We start from the raw sequence: 17,810 nt of genomic DNA, 5'->3' as shown, positions 1-17,810 counted from the left end.
ATTTGTGATTAGAAATTAGTTATTTATTGACGGATATAAATGTGTATAGTATCATTTTTTTGTAATCTAATGTTAATCAAAAGCGCTTTTATATAAAAAAAGAATGGTTATAGAGGAGGGGAATATGAAAAAAAGTACAAAATGGGTTGTTTTATCGCTCTTTATTCTTTGTGCTAGTATTGTCCCAGTCAATGACTTTGATGCACAAGAAAATTCTGAGAATAGTGTAAATCTCCATGACAATGTGCAAACGAGCACAAGTGATGAGTACTCCGTTTCCTTTGAGACAACTACGGAAGAATCCCATGAAGATGTCAATAATCAAATCACCGAAGCATCAACAAGTAGCGAAGAAACAAAACAAGTGTTAGCAGAAAACGCTGAACTGTCCGACGAAATTGGTGCAATTAGTCCTTTAGTTGGAGAAGGATCATTAGAAAGTCCTTATACTGCAGCAACAGCAGATGAATTAATTAGGGTAATGAGTGAGATCAATAATGATTCAGGTTCGGGAACCTATTATGTTGCTTTGACAGCAGACATCGTGTATACAGATGCGGATGTTTTTGAGTTTTATAAAAATGTCGAGATCGATGGTCAAAATCATCATATGCTATATACCAACGCTTCCAACTCAACCGCTTCGAATACTGGCTATCGAGTGAAGATTAGTGGATTAAGAATCAAATTGAAAAACATGAATTTTGGAAGCGCGACACTAACTGATGAAAATGGCGTTATCTATGGTAACCAATCTTACTACGGGATCTTAGGGGCTGGAAGTTTATCTGTCCTCTCATTTGACGCGGTTTTTGAAAACGTCAATTATTATGGCAAGACCGGGGCGCAACCACTTCTAGCTTGGCATACAGAATCCACCTTCACCTTTGAGGGGAAAAATGAATTTGTCAGTGAAGCAGGAGCAAACAGCGAAGAGTTCATGGAAGGAAACAACATTACATTTGCGAAAGATTCGACGACGATTATCAACCACCAAACGAGTACGAATCTCGCTTTATTTTATGGTTCAGCTTCTGGCGGATCGGGTGATCGGAAAATACGAGTCACTCTTGAAGAAAATGCGAATGTGCAATTGACATCAAGCAAAGATTATTTTTCTTATGATGGGACAGGATTAATTTTTACGATTGGTCAAAATGCTAAATTTTTGTATGAACAAACAGGTAACAAGCCAATGAATTTTACGAATGGTCAAGCAGCAGAAATCAATTTTGGCGCTAATTCACAAACTTCAATGATCAGCCAAGGCAGATTCAATTCAAATGGAAATGTTGTAATGAATGCGGATGAGCCCGATTTTGTTCGTTTTCAAAATACTTCTAATACCAACGGCTTGTTTGCTAGAAATATGACATTTAACCGGATCGATGGAGTAGCAGGAGAAATAGGAGGCTATCAATTTAGCTATTTAGCAACTGATCAAAGTTTACAAAAAAAGGAAGTAGTAGGAGCTGGTACAGCTACATTAAATGACAGTTACTTTACAAATACAGCTCTAAAACAAGCAATCTATCAAAAAAAAATCAATATTACCGATTGGAAAGCACAGCCGAGTGTAGCGGTCGGACAAAGTCAATTAGACACTACGATCAATGCTTATGAGCCAGCCAGTCGGATAGGAAAGGCAACGACGTTTAAATTAAGTACGAAACAACTTTGGAGTGAAACCAATTTAACGACTGAGGAAGCACAACAACAAGTTGAGCTTGCTGATGAAAATACAGATGGGATGATCGCAGTCGAAGAAACCGCGGGAATGACATGGACAAAAGAAAAACTACCAGCTGGAACTTATTTTGTCTATACAAAAATAGCTGGTGCCGTCAACGATGATCCCGAACTTCAAGCCTATTTAACTGAAAGCCTTTGGGTAGAACAACAGGTGGAAGTAGTCAAAAGTCCATTAAGTGTGGAAGTACCTTTAGAAATGATATTTGAATCGAAAACAGAAGGTGCATTCGACACGGCATCTTCGACCAAACCAATCATTAGTTCGAGTAACTATCCCATTGATTTTACGATTGGCACGGTTCAAGATCTTACAGCTGATTCATCAGTTGTGCTAGTCAATCAATTTTCTGACGGAAATCATAACGAGTTGATTCTTAATCTTGTTGCCACTGATGGGACAACGATGGGACCGTTGGTTGTCGGGCAAAATAATGTGGACAGATTGGAAATTGCCCCTTTTTTAACAGAACCAATTGAACTTTATTTAGCTGGAGAATTTTCAGGAAACATTTTACAAAAATATTATCCTAGTTATGCCTTTACTTATCAACTATCAGCTAAAGAATAAAGGAGAAAAGCAATGGAAGAAACAAAACGGAAAAAACAAAAACAGGTACTACTCATTCTACTAGGATTATTGTTGTTGCTAAGTGGCTGGCTAGTGTACCGCTATTATCTTCAAGCAAAACCAGAGCCCGTTACTATTGTTAGTGGCGAATTTTTACCCGCTGGGAAAGATGCCCAAAAAATCTCTGACTCTGAAAAGAAAAAAATTGCACAGGTTGCAGTAGATAAAAGCAAATTCAATTTAGTTATCTCACCTGAAGCGAAAATCGATCGACAAACAGGGAGCGGCGAATTGATGATAAAAAATCCCAGTGAAAATGGCTATCCGATCAATGTAGAAATTAGAGAAAAAAAGAACAATCAACTTGTTTATACTTCCGGTGCGATTCAGCCCGGGTATGAAATAAAAAATGTCACGTTGGAACAGGCATTAGAAAAGGGGGAGTATCCATCAGTTGCTTTATTTAGTTTGTATGACCCAGACACCAACGAAAAAAAAGGTCAAGTGGCTGCAGGAGTTACATTAACAGTTGAATAAAAAATAAAAGGGGTTTATTGATATGATGAAAAAAGTACTTGTAAGTATGTTGTTTAGTGGGAGTTTTGTTGGATTTGTTGCGCCCGCAATGGTTCAAGCGGAAGACGTGATTGGTGTTGACCAAGCCGATATTCAAATCAATGGTACGATTGGATTAGATAACACAGATCCAGAAGAAGCGATTGAGGAAAGTCATGACAATTGGATCAATGTGACATTAGATACAGCGACCATATTCTATAACGTAAGCGGGCGAAATGATATTGAATCTCCAACCTATAATATTGAAAATAAATCGGGACGTCCAGTTGATGTATCCATTGCAGATTTCGCGCAAACAAATGCCGAAAGTATCACAGAAATTTCTAGTCTAAATCTTGTTTCTCCAGCAGCAACGAACACTTCCTTGATCGCCGCAGGAACACTCACAGATTTTGCGACGACACCAGTCAAACTCTTTACATTAGCAAACAATGAAGGAAAACTAACTGCAAATGGTACCGCAAATAATGCTTTTTCGACCACCTTCAACTATGCTGGAACAGTATCTTCTACCACAGCAACCAAGAGTACACCAACGTTCAATTTGACGTTGCAATTAGATGCTGTATCTTGGACAGCAGCGCCTTAAACTGATTAAAAAAGTTAGAAGGGATAATATGAAGGCAACACTTGACGTAAAAGGATCACTTGGAATTGATGCCGAACTGCCAAATGACCAGCAAGAAAGTGCAGGGGCTCAAAAACCAGGTTATGTGATTAAAACAGAAGTAAAAACGATGAGTACCTTCCCCAAAACAACGGACACAGACAGTTTAATGATTAGTTTCTTGGGAATATTCCTTGTAGGAGTAACAATTACAGTGAAGTATTTTTGGGGAAATAAAGAAAGAGAATAAGATGAAAAGTTTATTTAAAGATAAAGATACTGGTTGTATTTCCCTATAAAATAAAAATTTGCTCTTACCACTAGCATACTGGCTAATCGTAAGAGCAAATTTTTATTGCCTAAAAGGCTTGTTTCGTCGTTAAAATCGAAGAGCGAGCAACAATCATTTTCCGTACGCTTGAAAGATGACGTTCATCGGTTAAGATGACTAAAATGTCGCCAACATTCATGATTGTATCCCCATGAGTTAAAATCTCTTTATTTCCTCTAATAATGGAAACGAGTAACATATGTTTTGGCCAATTGAAATCTCTGACCATTCGTCCATCCAATGTACTTTCCGCAGTGATTGGAAAATCAAAGGTTGTTTTGCCGACTAATATTGGTTGTTTTTCTTGTTGAATCAATCGCTCGAGTAAAGATTCGTAAATCGGATTGCCTCCTAATAAATCATTGCTAACGTAAGCGAAGAGTGAAACGACACCTAAAGGCATCAAATGATTCAAAGAACCGACCATCTCCGTTACTAAGATAATTGCAGTCAACGGGGCTTTTCCGATTGCTGTAAAGTAACCTGCCATCGCAATCACGAGAAAGTCTTTGACATAAATCGGATTCATACCAACTAAGTTCACTAAAGCCCCTCCATAAAATGCTCCAATCAGCGCACCTAAAGTTAGGATTGGTAAAAAAATCCCGCCCGGTAAACTGGCGCCATATGAAACCATAGAAAAGAAAAACCGTAAGATAAATAGACCTGCAATCAATGTTAATGGGTAAAAGGCATGTCCTGAAGTGATGATGATCTGGTTTCCGCCCCCTAGGATTGTTGGCCAAAAATAGCCAATCGGCAAAACTAAAAGAAAAGGAACGATTCCGTGAAAGTGTGCAGGAATTGGCAGCTTTCGATAAAATTTTGGTAAGCTAAGCAAAACGATCTGATAAATATACCCTAGCACACCGAGAATAATACCTAGAATAATTAAAAAACCATAATATTTTAACGGTAAAGACGGAATTTTTCCCAGAGACAATACAGGTTTCAAACCGAAAAAATAAAGTGACACAAAATTAGCAGTGATCGCTGATGTAAAGGATGTCAGCCAAACTAATGGAGAGAAAGAATGATGGATTTCTTCTAAAACAAATAATAACCCAGCAATCGGTGCATTAAATGCTGCTGCTAATCCCGCACTCGCTCCGCTAGAGATAAGAATTTTCTTTTCAGCTGAAGAGCTGTTTAATAATTGGCTTGTTCCTTCACCAACCACTGCGCCTAACTGGATTGATGGACCTTCTCGACCTAAGAATAAACCGGAACCAACCGATAACACGCCTCCAATAAATTTTTTCCATAGAACAGAAAACCATGAGACTGTTAATTCTCCTTGTAATTGTCCTTCGACTTGGGGAATGCCGCTTCCTTTAATATCGGGATCGCTTTTGATAAGAAATCCCACAAAAATAGCAATAATAATTGAAGCTGCTAAGATAAATGCTAAATATAAAGGTTCTTGTTGACTATGAAGATAAACTTGTTCGGTCAATTCACCAAATTTCTCAATTGCCAAGCGAAAAATGCTAACGATACCGCCAGTGAGCAACCCAACTAAGACCCCTTTTAAAATATAATATAGTTGCGTTTTGTCGACATGTTTAAATAATGTTTTTGCTTTCATTGCTAATCCCTCGTTTCAATTTAATTTAGCGTGATTTTTTCTTTTTTACAAGAGGAAAAGAAAAGAAATTTTTTTTCATTGCAAATTCATCGCTTTGCAAACAAATTTTCATTTCGCTTGCAGTGATCAGATTGCGGTTATTACTACCCTATTCATAGATAATATATGCTTTAATGAAAGCTGGGGAAATGCTATAATTAAACGGATTGATAAAAGAAAGGATGTTGTAAATGTCATCCAAAAGTGAATTATTGAATGGGATGAATCCTCGACAAAAAGAAGCGGTTCTTCATACCGAGGGACCACTATTATTGATGGCCGGTGCAGGTAGTGGGAAAACGAGGGTCTTGACCCACCGAATTGCTTATTTGATTGAAGAAAAGGAAGTAAATCCGTGGAACATCCTAGCGATTACTTTTACCAATAAAGCCGCTAAAGAGATGAAGGAGCGGGTAAATGCCATTTTAGAATATGGTGGCGAAGATGTTTGGGTATCGACTTTCCATTCCATGTGTGTGCGTATCTTAAGAAGAGATGTCGATTTCATCGGTTACAACCGAAATTTTACCATTATCGATTCTTCTGAACAGTTGTCTTTAATGAAACGTATCTTAAAAGAATTGAATATTGATCCGAAAAAATACGATCCAAGAAGTATACTTGGAACGATTTCGCAAGCAAAAAACAACTTGCAAAACCCTCAGGAGTTTGCCAAGTTACAAGGAAGTTACTATGAAGAAATTGCAGCTAAGTGTTATGTAGCTTATCAAAAAGAATTACAATATAACCAATGTATGGATTTTGATGACTTGATTATGAATACCATTCGGTTATTTGAAGAGCATCCTGATTCTTTGACTTATTATCAAAATAAATTCCATTACATCCATGTGGATGAATACCAAGACACGAACCATGCACAATATACTTTAGTTAATCTACTCGCCCAAAGATTCCAAAATTTATGTGTTGTGGGGGATGCTGATCAAAGTATTTACGGTTGGCGTGGCGCTGATATGCAAAATATTTTGGATTTTGAAAAAGATTATCCGAATGCCACAGTCATTTTATTAGAGCAAAACTACCGTTCGACTAAAACAATTTTAAGTGCTGCCAACCAAGTGATCGAAAATAATAGCAATCGAAAGCCGAAAAATCTTTGGACAGAAAACCGGGAAGGAAATAAAATCACTTACTACCGTGCAGATAACGAGCGAGATGAAACACGTTTCATCGTGGATCGTATGCAAGAGCAAATTCGTGAAAATCAACGGAATTATGGCGACTTTGCGATTTTGTATCGAACTAATGCTCAGTCTCGTGTGATGGAAGAAACCTTACTAAAAGCGAATATTCCTTATAAAATGGTGGGCGGACATAAGTTCTACGACCGTAAAGAAATTAAGGATATTTTAGCGTATTTGAATGTGATTGCGAATCCTCAAGACTCAATCAGTTTTGAACGGATCGTTAATTCGCCTAAACGCGGGATCGGACCTGGCTCAATCGAGAAATTAAGAAGTTTTGCGACGATCCACCAATGGCCACTCCTTGAAGCGGCGCAAAATGTTGATTTAACTAACATTGGTGGAAAAGCCGGTCAACAATTAGCAGTTTTTGGCGATATGATCAATGACGTCACACAAATGGTTCCCTATCTAACAGTGACCGAACTGACAAAAGAAATCTTAGAACGTAGTGGGTATCTAGAAGACTTAAAAATTCAAAATACTTTAGAATCACAAGCAAGAATCGAAAACTTGGAAGAATTTTTAACCGTTACTCAAGAATTTGATAAACAATTTGAAAAACAAAATGAAGAAAATGCGGATGCACCAGAAGAAAAATTGACTGTATTTTTAAATGACTTGGCCTTAGTTTCAGACATCGATAATTTAGAAGAAGAAACCACCCAAGTGACATTGATGACTTTGCATGCCGCAAAAGGTCTTGAATTTCCAGTCGTCTTTCTGATTGGTTTGGAAGAAGGAGTTTTCCCATTGTCACGAGCCTTGATGGAAGAAAGCGAATTGGAAGAAGAACGAAGACTTGCTTATGTCGGGATCACGAGAGCAGAAGAAGCACTCTACCTGACCAATGCTTTTTCCCGTACCTTATATGGCAGGACGCAATATAATCGACCTTCTCGCTTTGTAGAAGAAATCGATCAAGAATTATTAGAAGTCCAAGGCATGCGGCCAACGCCAAAACAAACGAGTCCTTTTACGAGCAGAACAGCTAAACCAGCCTGCAAACAACCAGTAACAACTGTTGTTTCTTCAAAAACAGCAACTGGTGGAGAAAGCAATAGCTGGAAAGCAGGCGATAAAGTCAACCATAAAAAATGGGGGATCGGAACAGTGGTAAGGGTAAATGGTACTGCCAAAGATTTAGAATTGGACGTGGCATTTCCTAGTCAAGGTGTGAAACGGTTGTTAGCAGCATTTGCGCCAATTGAAAAAGTTTAAACAGGGGGGATAAACGATGGAACATGAAATGACAATTGATGAAGCTGCAAAACGAGCAGAAGAACTACGATCTCGGTTAAATCGTTGGTCCAGAGAATATTATGTTGAAGATAAACCAACTGTCGAAGATTATGTTTATGATCAAGAATATGCTGAATTAGTAGCAATTGAAGAGCAATATCCTGATTTAATCACTTCGGATTCACCAACTCAGCGAGTAGGGGGGAAAGTTCTCAGTGGGTTTGAAAAAGTGACTCATGATATTCCGCTTTATAGTTTGAATGACGTATTTAGCAAAGACGAACTCTTTGCCTTTGATCAACGTGTCCAAAAAGCGATTGGTCGCCCTGTTGATTACTGCTGTGAGTTAAAAATTGATGGTTTATCGGTTTCCTTGCGCTATGAAAATGGCGAATTTGTTCGTGGTGCAACAAGAGGAGATGGGACGGTTGGCGAAAATATCACAGAAAATCTAAAAACAGTTCGTTCTGTCCCATTGAAGTTGAAAGATGCTATCAGTATCGAAGTCCGCGGCGAATGTTTTATGCCCAAAAAATCATTTGTGCAATTAAATCAAGCAAGAGAAGCAGAAGGGAAAGATATTTTTGCAAATCCTCGAAATGCAGCTGCAGGATCACTGAGACAACTGGACTCTAAAATTACTGCAAAACGTAATTTGGATACTTTTTTATATACGGTAGCGGATTTTGGACCGATGAAAGCAACAACCCAATATGATGCTTTAGAAGAATTAGAACAGATCGGTTTCCATACGAATCACGAAAAGCGTTTGTGTCATTCGATTGATGAAGTTTGGTCATTTATTGAAGAATACCATGAAAAACGAATGGACTTAACCTATGAAATTGATGGAATCGTCATCAAAGTGAATGAATTTTCTTTACAGGACCAATTAGGTTTTACTGTCAAAGCACCTCGTTGGGCAACAGCGTATAAATTCCCACCGGAAGAAGTAGAAACGAAGATCGAAGAAATCGAATGGACGGTTGGGCGGACTGGTGTTGTGACACCTACAGCGATTATGACTCCGGTACGAGTGGCTGGCACGACAGTTAGTCGAGCAAGTCTGCATAACGGTGATTACATCAAGTTAAAAGATATAAGGTTAAACGATATTGTTCGTATCTATAAAGCAGGAGATATTATCCCTGAAGTAGCACAAGTCGTGTTGGATCAACGACCTGCTGATAGCGAACCTTATGTTTTACCAACACATTGTCCGATCTGTCATAGTGAATTAGTTCATCTTGATGAAGAGGTTGCTCTTCGTTGTATCAATCCGAAGTGTCCAGCACAAATCAAAGAAGGATTGAATCATTTTGTTTCACGTAACGCCATGAATATCGATGGCCTAGGACCAAGAGTATTGGCACAGATGTATGATAAACAACTAGTTACAGATGTGGCTGATCTTTACAAGCTAACGGAAGAGGAATTGCTGACGTTAGATAAAATCAAAGAAAAATCAGCCAATAATATATTAACAGCAATCCACGATAGTAAGGATAATTCGGTCGAAAGATTGATATTTGGCTTAGGGATTCGCCACGTCGGCTCCAAGGCAGCAAAGATATTAGCAGAGCATTTTGGCGATCTGGAAACATTAAGTAAAAGTGACTTTGAATCAATCATTGTTTTAGACACGATCGGCGATACGATTGCTGATAGCGTAGTGACTTATTTCAGTAATGAAGAGGTCCATGACTTGATGTCCGAACTAAAACAAGCAGGTGTCAACTTTGAGTATAAAGGGATTCGTTCTTCACAGATCGAAACGATCGAATCACCTTTTAAAGAAAAAACAGTGGTTTTAACAGGGAAATTGACTCGTTTTACGCGTGAAGAAGCAAAAGAAACCATTGAAAATCTTGGAGGTAAGGTTACTGGCAGTGTGTCTAAGAAAACCGACATCGTGGTAGCAGGCGAAGACGCTGGTAGTAAGCTGACCAAAGCACAAGAACTAGGAATCGATGTATGGTCAGAAGAAAAAATGGCAGAAGCATTAGCTGACAGTCATTTTAATTAAGAAAATCTGATTTTTTTCAGACAAATTTCAAGAAACAATTTCAGATGGGAATCACTTATGTTAAAATAGAGAGCAAAGTTTTTAACTCGTTTAGAAAGAAGGGGTAGTATGGCGATCAGTGAAGAACAAGTAAAACACGTTGCCAAATTAGCAAAACTTGCGTTCGCAGATGAAGAACTTGCAAGTTTTACTGATCAATTAGGGAAAATCATTGATATGGTGGAAATGCTTGAGGAAGTTGATACAGAAGGTGTTCCATTTACATCAAATGTGGTTGAAACAGTGAACGTTATGCGACAAGACCGAGCAAGTGCTGGTTGGGATCGCGATGAATTGTTGAGAAATGTACCAGAAAAAGAAGATGGCTTTATCAAAGTGCCAGCAATTATTGATAATGGGGAGGCTGGCGCATAATGACAAAACTATATGATCTTTCTTTAGAAGAATTGCACGCATTACTGGTTTCTAAAGAAATCACTGCACAAGATTTAACAAGAGCAACCTTTGAGCGAATCAAAGAAACTGAGCCAGAGATTGAAGCTTTTATTACATTGAATGAAGAAAAAGCTCTGGCACAAGCCAAAGCGTTAGATGAAAAAGGAATTGACGAAAATAATGTCTTAGCTGGGATTCCAATTGGGATCAAAGACAATATCGTTACCAAAGATCTGTTGACGACTGCAGCTTCCAAAATTCTTTATAATTTTGATCCTATCTATGATGCTACTGTCATGGACAAAGTGTATCAAGCAGATATGATTCCAGTTGGTAAATTGAACATGGATGAGTTTGCGATGGGAGGAAGTACAGAAACTTCTTACTTTAAGAAAACAAAAAATGCTTGGGACCATTCGAAAGTTCCTGGTGGTTCTTCTGGTGGTTCGGCTGCTGCAGTCGCTGCTGGACAAATCCCAGTTTCCTTAGGTAGTGATACAGGCGGAAGTATTCGCCAACCAGCTTCATTTAATGGAATCGTGGGAATGAAACCTACCTACGGACGTGTGTCACGTTTTGGTTTGATCGCCTTTGCCTCATCACTAGATCAAATCGGGCCAATGACTCGCAACGTGAAAGATAATGCATTAGCTTTAACAGCAATCAGTGGCTATGATGAAAAAGATGGCACATCTTCTGGTGTTTCTGTTCCTAATTTTGCCGAAGGATTGACTGGCGACATCAAGGGGATGAAGATTGCTTTACCAAAAGAATATCTTGGCGAAGGAGTCGCTCCTGGCGTAAAAGAAAACATTTTGAAAGCGGCAGAAACTTTCCGTTCATTAGGCGCAACTGTAGAAGAAGTAAGTTTGCCACATTCAAAATATGGGGTAGCAGTCTACTATATCATTGCCTCATCAGAAGCAAGTTCCAACTTACAACGTTTTGATGGTATTCGTTTCGGTTACCGTTCAGAAAATGTGAAGAACTTAGAAGATGTATATGTGAATTCACGTACTGAAGGTTTTGGCGAAGAAGTCAAACGTCGGATCATGTTGGGAACATTCTCATTAAGTGCTGGATATTATGATGCTTACTTTAAAAAAGCGGGTCAAGTTCGAACATTGATCAAACGTGATTTTGAAAAAGTCTTTGCAGACTACGATTTGATCATCGGCCCATCTTCTCCAACAGTGGCATTTGGTATCGGTGAAAACATTAACGATCCAATCACGATGTACATGAGTGACATCTTAACAATTCCTGTTAACTTAGCTGGTTTACCTGGAATGTCAGTTCCTGCGGGATTATCTGAGAATATGCCGGTTGGTTTACAAATCATTGGTAATTATTTTGATGAAAAAACAATGTACCAAGCAGCCTATGCTTTTGAGCAAGCAACACAATTCCATAATCAAAAACCAGCAATTTTAGGAGGGAAAGGCGAATGAACTTTGAAACAATCATTGGGCTTGAAGTCCACGTTGAGTTAAAGACCAACTCAAAAATTTTCTCTCCAGCTCCTGCACATTTTGGAGCTGAACCAAACAGCAATACAAATGTGATCGACTGGGGATATCCTGGTGTTTTACCAGTAATGAATAAAGCAGCATTAGAATTCGGTATGCGAGCAGCACTCGCTTTGAACTGTGAAATTTCTAAAGACACACATTTTGATCGTAAAAACTATTTTTACCCAGATAATCCAAAAGCTTACCAAATCTCACAATTTGATCAACCCATTGGGCATGACGGTTGGATCGAGATCGAAGTTGAAGGTAAGAAAAAGAAAATACGGATCGAACGAGTTCACTTAGAAGAAGATGCTGGTAAGAACATGCATGGTATTGGTGGCTATTCTTACGTTGACTTAAACCGTCAAGGGACACCATTGATCGAGATCGTTTCTGAAGCTGATATGCGTTCACCAGAAGAAGCCTATGCTTATCTAGAAGCATTGCGTTCAATCATCCAATTTACTGAAGTTAGTGATGTGAAAATGGAAGAAGGTTCTATGCGCTGTGATGCCAATATTTCTTTAAGACCTTATGGACAGGAAGAATTTGGAACAAAAGCAGAGTTGAAAAACTTAAACTCCCTTTCATTTGTTAAAAAAGGTCTAGCCTTCGAAGAAAAACGTCAAGCAAAAGTCTTACTTTCTGGTGGAGAAATCCAACAAGAGACACGACGTTTTGACGAAACAACTAATAAAACAATTTTGATGCGTGTCAAAGAAGGTTCTAGCGATTATCGTTATTTCCCTGAACCTGATATTCCTAAATTTATGATTGACGATGAATGGATCCAAAAAGTGAAAGCAAGCTTGCCGGAAATGCCTGCTTCTCGTCGTCAACGTTATATCCAAGAATTAGGGTTACCTGAGTATGATGCAATGGTTCTAACTCTATCAAAAGAAATGTCTGACTTCTTTGAAGCGACTTTAGAGAATGGTGCGGATGCAAAACAGGCATCTAACTGGTTAATGGGTGAAGTATCTGCTTACTTGAACAGTGAGAAACTAGAATTAGCTCAAACGAACTTGACTCCTGAAAATCTAGCAGGCATGATTCGTCTGATTGCAGATGGTACGATTAGTTCTAAGATTGCGAAAAAAGTATTCCGAGAATTGATCACAAATGGTGGCGACGCACAAGATGTTGTTGAAAAAAATGGTTGGGTTCAGTTGTCTGATCCAAGCAAACTATTACCAATTATCAACGAAATCTTAGATAATAACCAACAATCAGTAGATGACTTCAAAAACGGAAAAGATCGTGCGGTTGGTTTCTTAGTAGGACAAATCATGAAAGCAACTAAAGGTCAAGCCAATCCAGGTGTCGTTAATAAACTGTTGCAAGAAGAATTAGCAAAACGCTAGGAGTAGATCATGAAAAAAGCTCGTGTTATTTATAATCCAACTTCTGGCAAAGAATTGTTGAAAAAAAATCTAGCGGATATCCTCCAAGCCTTGGAGGATTCTGGCTATGAAGCAAGTGCGTATGCGACAACACCAGAAAAAAATTCTGCCAAAAATGAAGCAAGAAGAGCAGCAGAAAATGGGTTTGATCTGGTGGTAGCTGCGGGAGGCGATGGGACAATCAATGAGGTTGTTAACGGTATTGCACCGCTTGAGCATCGTCCTAAAATGGCGATTATCCCAGCAGGTACTACTAACGATTACGCACGTGCGTTAAAGATTCCACGGGATGATATCAAAGCCGCAGCTGAAGTTATCAAGAAGAATCAGACGGTTAAGATGGATATCGGTCAAACGGAAGATAGCTACTTTATCAACATCGCTGCGGGTGGTTATTTAACGGAGTTAACTTATGAAGTTCCTTCAGAACTAAAGAGTATTTTCGGCTATTTGGCATATTTAGCTAAAGGAGCAGAGATGCTGCCTCGAGTGAAACCAATCAAAATGCGCTTGAAATATGATGAAGGAGAATACATCGGGAATGCCTCTATGTTCTTTTTAGGACTCACTAATTCAGTCGGCGGGTTCGAAAAGATTGCGCCTGATGCCAAGCTAGACGATGGTAAATTTTCATTAATTATTGTCAAAACAGCGAATATTTTTGAAATTTTGCATATCGCAGCCTTGATGTTGAATGGTGGGCGCCATGTAGATGATTCTCGAGTGATTTATACGAAAACCAGCAGTTTGTATGTCGAAACAGAAGACGATATCAACCGACCGGTCATGATCAACTTAGACGGCGAATATGGTGGAAATGCACCTATGCACTTCCAAAACCTTCATCAACATATTGAATTTTATGCAAACATCGACCAAATTCCAGATGAAGCAATTACTGGTTCCGAAGAGGAGTTAGAAGAGGTCAGCAAAGAATTTGTCAAAGAAGTTGAGCGTTTGACTGATGAAGATATAGACGGTGACGGCAAGATTGCAGATAAAGAAAAATGACGTAAAGGGTGGGACAAATGATCGTTCCACCCTTTCGTATGATAAAAATTAATTCTTATTTATTGAAGGTCATTATGTAACAGTATGTTATTTTTCTTTGTTGAGTCTAAAGCAGGCGAACGAAAGATTGACAATTGGATCGTAAATGAAGTGAAGGCATCAAGTGAATAAATGGACTTGCCAAAAAAAGGCTCTATGTGCCTAAAAAAAATGTCCTGAAGCAACCCGGTACCAAGTCCCTATCCAATAAAACACAAATGTTCGTTTTTTGGATATGACCGTGGTACTAAAAGCAAAACTGCTTCAGTTATAAACCTAAATGAGGAGTTATTATGAAAGAGAAACTATCAGTTAAAAAAAATGAACGTTACACATTAGATATTATCGATTTAAGTTATGAAGGTATGGGCGTAGCTAAAATCGATGGCTATCCTTTGTTTATTGAAAATGCATTACCAGGTGAACGAGTGGAAGTGCTAGTAGTAAAAGCCGGGAATAAATTTGGTTATGGAAAAGTAGAAAAATGGCTAACCGAATCACCAGACCGTCAACCATTAAAGGATAATCGCCTTCTACGGACAGGAATTGCTCCTTTAGCACATTTGAACTATGAGCAACAATTACTTTTTAAACAAAAGCAAGTGGAAAATGTCATGAGCAAGATCGCAAAGATGCCAGAGGTTGACATTTTACCTACCATCCCAATGGAGAATCCTGTTGGCTATCGTAACAAAGCGCAGATTCCAGTGAGAAGAATAGATGGTCGTCTAGCAACTGGTTTTTATAAAAAGAATAGCCATGAACTAGTTGAAATCGAGGATTATTATATTCAAGATCCAGCAATCGATGAAGCCATCAAACGTGTGAGAGATATTTTGCAACGTTTCCAAGTACGTGGTTATAACGAGGCGAAAAATGAAGGACAAATCCGTCATATTATCATCAGAAGAGGTCATTACTCACATGAAATGATGGTCGTTTTAGTTACACGAAAAGAAAAATTCTTTAAAGGAAAGGAAATTGCTTCTATTATTCATGAAGAATTGCCAGAAGTCGTTTCAGTCGTTCAAAATATCAACGAAGAGAAAACAAACGTGATATTAGGCGATAAAGAGAAGGTTCTTTATGGTAGAAGTTATATTGAGGATCAACTATTGGGAAAAACTTACCGTATTTCCTCAAAATCATTCTATCAAGTGAATACTGAACAAACGGAAAAATTGTATCAAACAGCCATTGAATTTGCAGCGTTACAAAAAGAAGATACCGTCATTGATGCTTACTCTGGTATTGGAACGATCGGTTTATCTTTAGCTGATAAAGTTAAAGAGGTCTATGGCATGGAACTTGTTCCGGAAGCGATTGAAGATGCACAATTCAATGCATTAACAAACAAAATTGAAAATGCTCATTACGAAGTGGGTAAGGCAGAAACAGTCATGAAGAAATGGCAAGACAAAGGGATCAAACCATCTGTGATCGTTGTCGACCCGCCAAGAAAAGGATTAGATGCACGTTTTATTGCGTCAGCCATTGACATGGAACCTGCGAAATTAGTGTATATCTCTTGCAATCCAGCAACTTTTGCCAGAGATGCAAAGTTATTTGCTGAGTCAGGCTACGAAGTGAAAAAAGTACAACCAGTCGATTTATTCCCACAAACACATCATGTGGAATTAGTGGCGCTATTAGCACCTAAGGGATAATTCAAACTTAGTGAATCATGTAAAAGAATCAGAAAACTAGAAAATGATAACGTGGCTGACAATCATAAAGAAAGGGGTACAAGATGGATACAAAGGAAAAAATGCTTGAATTGATCAAAAAGAAACAAGGCGGCGGACGTTCAAAAAAAATGGCTGAGCCTAAAAATGATCGACGGAATATGCGAAAAGGACCAAAAATCTATAATAAATAATTAAAAAGAATCAACACGAAACTAAAAATCGTGTTGATTCTTTTTTTTATTACTTGTTCAGCTAATGATCAATCATTGATTGGATAAGCTAATTTAAAAATGTATTGTTGTAGATCGAACCATTCCTTTTTTGTAGGAAAATAAGAAAGTAAGAGTACTGGGCAAGGGCAGGTTGTATCTAGAAAATCATAATTGCAAACAACCAATGCAACCTCAGTTTCTAAAACCATCTTATGTGAAATAAATTTATTAGAGACAAAAAGAGGAACCACATTTTGTGGAAGCAATTGGCATACGAATCGAGTCAAATAGTCTTCTAATCCGGGTTCTCCTTGGAATGAAAATAAAATCGTCTGTTTTTTTTGGGTAGAGGAAGAGGTTAAATTGGCATAATGAATAATACTTAACGTTAAGGCGATATCTTGATAGTGGGTAACAGAAAAAGGTAATACATGTGTATACTTTTTTAAATAGTTCTGCCATTCTTTAAAAAGTTTTTTGACTTTCATAGGTACGCTAGTATGAAGTTCTAAAGTGATTCGCTCAAAATGAGAAGAGATTTTTGTCAGCAGACGCAGGTTGCTGAGATATCCTTTTAACTTTAGCAGGTCGACATTTGTGATAGTTGTAGAATTCTGTAATGGTCGTAAAAATGGTTCATACTGTTCTAAGGTTGGAATATCTTCTGGATAGCACAGATTCAAAGTTTTGTTAGCTGGGTAGTAAGAAACACAATGTAAGCGTATGAGGTAAGACCAAACAATTTCCTCCTCGGCTACTTGGGTAATACCAAATCTACTTTTAAAATACTTTTTAAAAACCGATTTAAACTGAATGAAACTTGTTCTTGCCTTAATTTCTTTACATAAGGACGGTTCGAGATGAATCATTTGTTTATTTAATAAGCGCTGTTTTAAAATATTCATCCATAAGTTGATGCGAAAATAATTTGTTGCGATTTGCGTTGTCGCTTCTTGGAGTTCTTCGTATGTATTGTTGATTGTTTGATAAGAATGATTGGTCGTAAATGTTTGTCTAAAACCATGGTAAAACTCAAATAAAAAGTAACGGATATCTGCTTCATTTCCTAATAAATCTAATTGTTTAGTCGATAAAGTAAGGCGATAAAATTTTAATTCTTTGTTAATATGGCGAATGGTCTTTCTCAAAACTGAATGCGAGAGATGAAACTGTTCGGTGGCAGTTTGGAATGAATGAATACGACCTCGGTAGATTTCGTCAATCAATTTATAAACAATTGTATCTTTAGCGATCTCCATGACAATGGAATCAATCGTTTTAAATGTAGAAACCATCAATCGGTAACCGATCTTTTTATAATATTTGATGGTCATTCCCTTGGGAAGTAATTGTTGTAAAGAATCAATATCCGCGCGAAGTGTCGGTGCTGTTGTTTCAAGTTCTTTCACTAGTTTTTCAGTTGAAGAAATCGAATCACATTTATGTAAATAGTAAAGAATTCTTATCTGCCGCTGCAATTGCTTGTTATTTAATAATCTGAAAAATAGGTTATTCATTCTTATTCCTTCCCGACTTTAATTAAAAGCCGCGTAATTTATTTAGTGAAA

At 37.9% G+C, this 17,810-nt stretch carries 14 protein-coding genes; 12 read left to right on the top strand and 2 right to left on the bottom strand.

Features of this window, described 5'->3' with window-relative positions:
- Positions 1–124: 124 nt before the first annotated feature.
- From AB5M32_RS03590 to AB5M32_RS03575, 4 genes are read left to right on the top strand one after another with little or no spacing between them, the layout of a single operon-like run.
- On the top strand, positions 125–2,320 hold the full coding sequence (locus AB5M32_RS03590; RefSeq protein ID WP_368024318.1) for a hypothetical protein: 2,196 nt from the start codon (positions 125–127) through the stop codon (positions 2,318–2,320).
- A 12-nt stretch (positions 2,321–2,332) separates the two neighbouring features.
- On the top strand, positions 2,333–2,857 hold the full coding sequence (locus AB5M32_RS03585) for a hypothetical protein (protein ID WP_010718977.1): 525 nt from the start codon (positions 2,333–2,335) through the stop codon (positions 2,855–2,857).
- Between the two features lie 22 nt (positions 2,858–2,879).
- Positions 2,880–3,488 carry a hypothetical protein gene (locus AB5M32_RS03580; RefSeq protein WP_010718978.1) on the top strand — a complete coding sequence of 203 codons (609 nt, stop codon included), beginning with the start codon at positions 2,880–2,882 and terminating at the stop codon, positions 3,486–3,488.
- Positions 3,489–3,516: 28 nt separating this feature from the next.
- Positions 3,517–3,756 (top strand): hypothetical protein, encoded by a 240-nt coding sequence (locus tag AB5M32_RS03575; RefSeq protein WP_010718979.1) that lies wholly within the window; start codon positions 3,517–3,519, stop codon positions 3,754–3,756.
- A 109-nt stretch (positions 3,757–3,865) separates the two neighbouring features.
- On the opposite strand, the gene AB5M32_RS03570 is transcribed toward AB5M32_RS03575, so the two are convergent.
- Positions 3,866–5,425 carry a ClC family H(+)/Cl(-) exchange transporter gene (locus AB5M32_RS03570; RefSeq protein ID WP_368024317.1) on the bottom strand — a complete coding sequence of 520 codons (1,560 nt, stop codon included), beginning with the start codon at positions 5,423–5,425 and terminating at the stop codon, positions 3,866–3,868.
- A 230-nt stretch (positions 5,426–5,655) separates the two neighbouring features.
- Here AB5M32_RS03570 and pcrA point away from each other — a divergent pair, with 230 nt between their 5' ends.
- The 8 genes from pcrA (at position 5,656) to AB5M32_RS03530 (ending at position 16,221) form a co-directional block, all read left to right on the top strand.
- Entirely contained in the window at positions 5,656–7,893 is a 2,238-nt protein-coding gene (gene pcrA, locus AB5M32_RS03565) for a DNA helicase PcrA (RefSeq protein WP_368024316.1), read from the top strand.
- Between the two features lie 16 nt (positions 7,894–7,909).
- On the top strand, positions 7,910–9,940 hold the full coding sequence (ligA, locus tag AB5M32_RS03560) for an NAD-dependent DNA ligase LigA (protein ID WP_161651782.1): 2,031 nt from the start codon (positions 7,910–7,912) through the stop codon (positions 9,938–9,940).
- Positions 9,941–10,048: 108 nt separating this feature from the next.
- Entirely contained in the window at positions 10,049–10,354 is a 306-nt protein-coding gene (gene gatC / locus AB5M32_RS03555) for an Asp-tRNA(Asn)/Glu-tRNA(Gln) amidotransferase subunit GatC (RefSeq protein ID WP_010718983.1), read from the top strand.
- Positions 10,354–11,826 carry an Asp-tRNA(Asn)/Glu-tRNA(Gln) amidotransferase subunit GatA gene (gene gatA / locus AB5M32_RS03550; protein ID WP_010718984.1) on the top strand — a complete coding sequence of 491 codons (1,473 nt, stop codon included), beginning with the start codon at positions 10,354–10,356 and terminating at the stop codon, positions 11,824–11,826. Before gatC ends, gatA begins: the two co-directional genes overlap by 1 nt.
- Positions 11,823–13,253 (top strand): Asp-tRNA(Asn)/Glu-tRNA(Gln) amidotransferase subunit GatB, encoded by a 1,431-nt coding sequence (gene gatB / locus AB5M32_RS03545; RefSeq protein ID WP_010737716.1) that lies wholly within the window; start codon positions 11,823–11,825, stop codon positions 13,251–13,253. Before gatA ends, gatB begins: the two co-directional genes overlap by 4 nt.
- Before the next feature lie 9 nt (positions 13,254–13,262).
- Positions 13,263–14,303 carry a diacylglycerol kinase gene (locus AB5M32_RS03540; protein WP_010718986.1) on the top strand — a complete coding sequence of 347 codons (1,041 nt, stop codon included), beginning with the start codon at positions 13,263–13,265 and terminating at the stop codon, positions 14,301–14,303.
- Positions 14,304–14,635: 332 nt separating this feature from the next.
- Entirely contained in the window at positions 14,636–16,009 is a 1,374-nt protein-coding gene (rlmD, locus tag AB5M32_RS03535; protein WP_063627211.1) for a 23S rRNA (uracil(1939)-C(5))-methyltransferase RlmD, read from the top strand.
- Between the two features lie 83 nt (positions 16,010–16,092).
- Complete coding sequence (locus AB5M32_RS03530; protein WP_010718988.1) at positions 16,093–16,221, top strand: hypothetical protein; 129 nt, start codon at positions 16,093–16,095, stop codon at positions 16,219–16,221.
- A 68-nt stretch (positions 16,222–16,289) separates the two neighbouring features.
- Here AB5M32_RS03530 and AB5M32_RS03525 read toward each other — a convergent pair whose 3' ends face one another.
- On the bottom strand, positions 16,290–17,759 hold the full coding sequence (locus AB5M32_RS03525; RefSeq protein ID WP_368024315.1) for a helix-turn-helix domain-containing protein: 1,470 nt from the start codon (positions 17,757–17,759) through the stop codon (positions 16,290–16,292).
- Positions 17,760–17,810: the final 51 nt, after the last annotated feature.

Source organism: Enterococcus sp. C57 (assembly GCF_040887305.1).
Classification (GTDB): Bacteria; Bacillota; Bacilli; order Lactobacillales; family Enterococcaceae; genus Enterococcus_B; species Enterococcus_B hirae.
The sequence above is the reverse complement of the archived record's forward strand: the minus strand, read 5'-3'. Positions and strand labels throughout refer to the sequence as shown.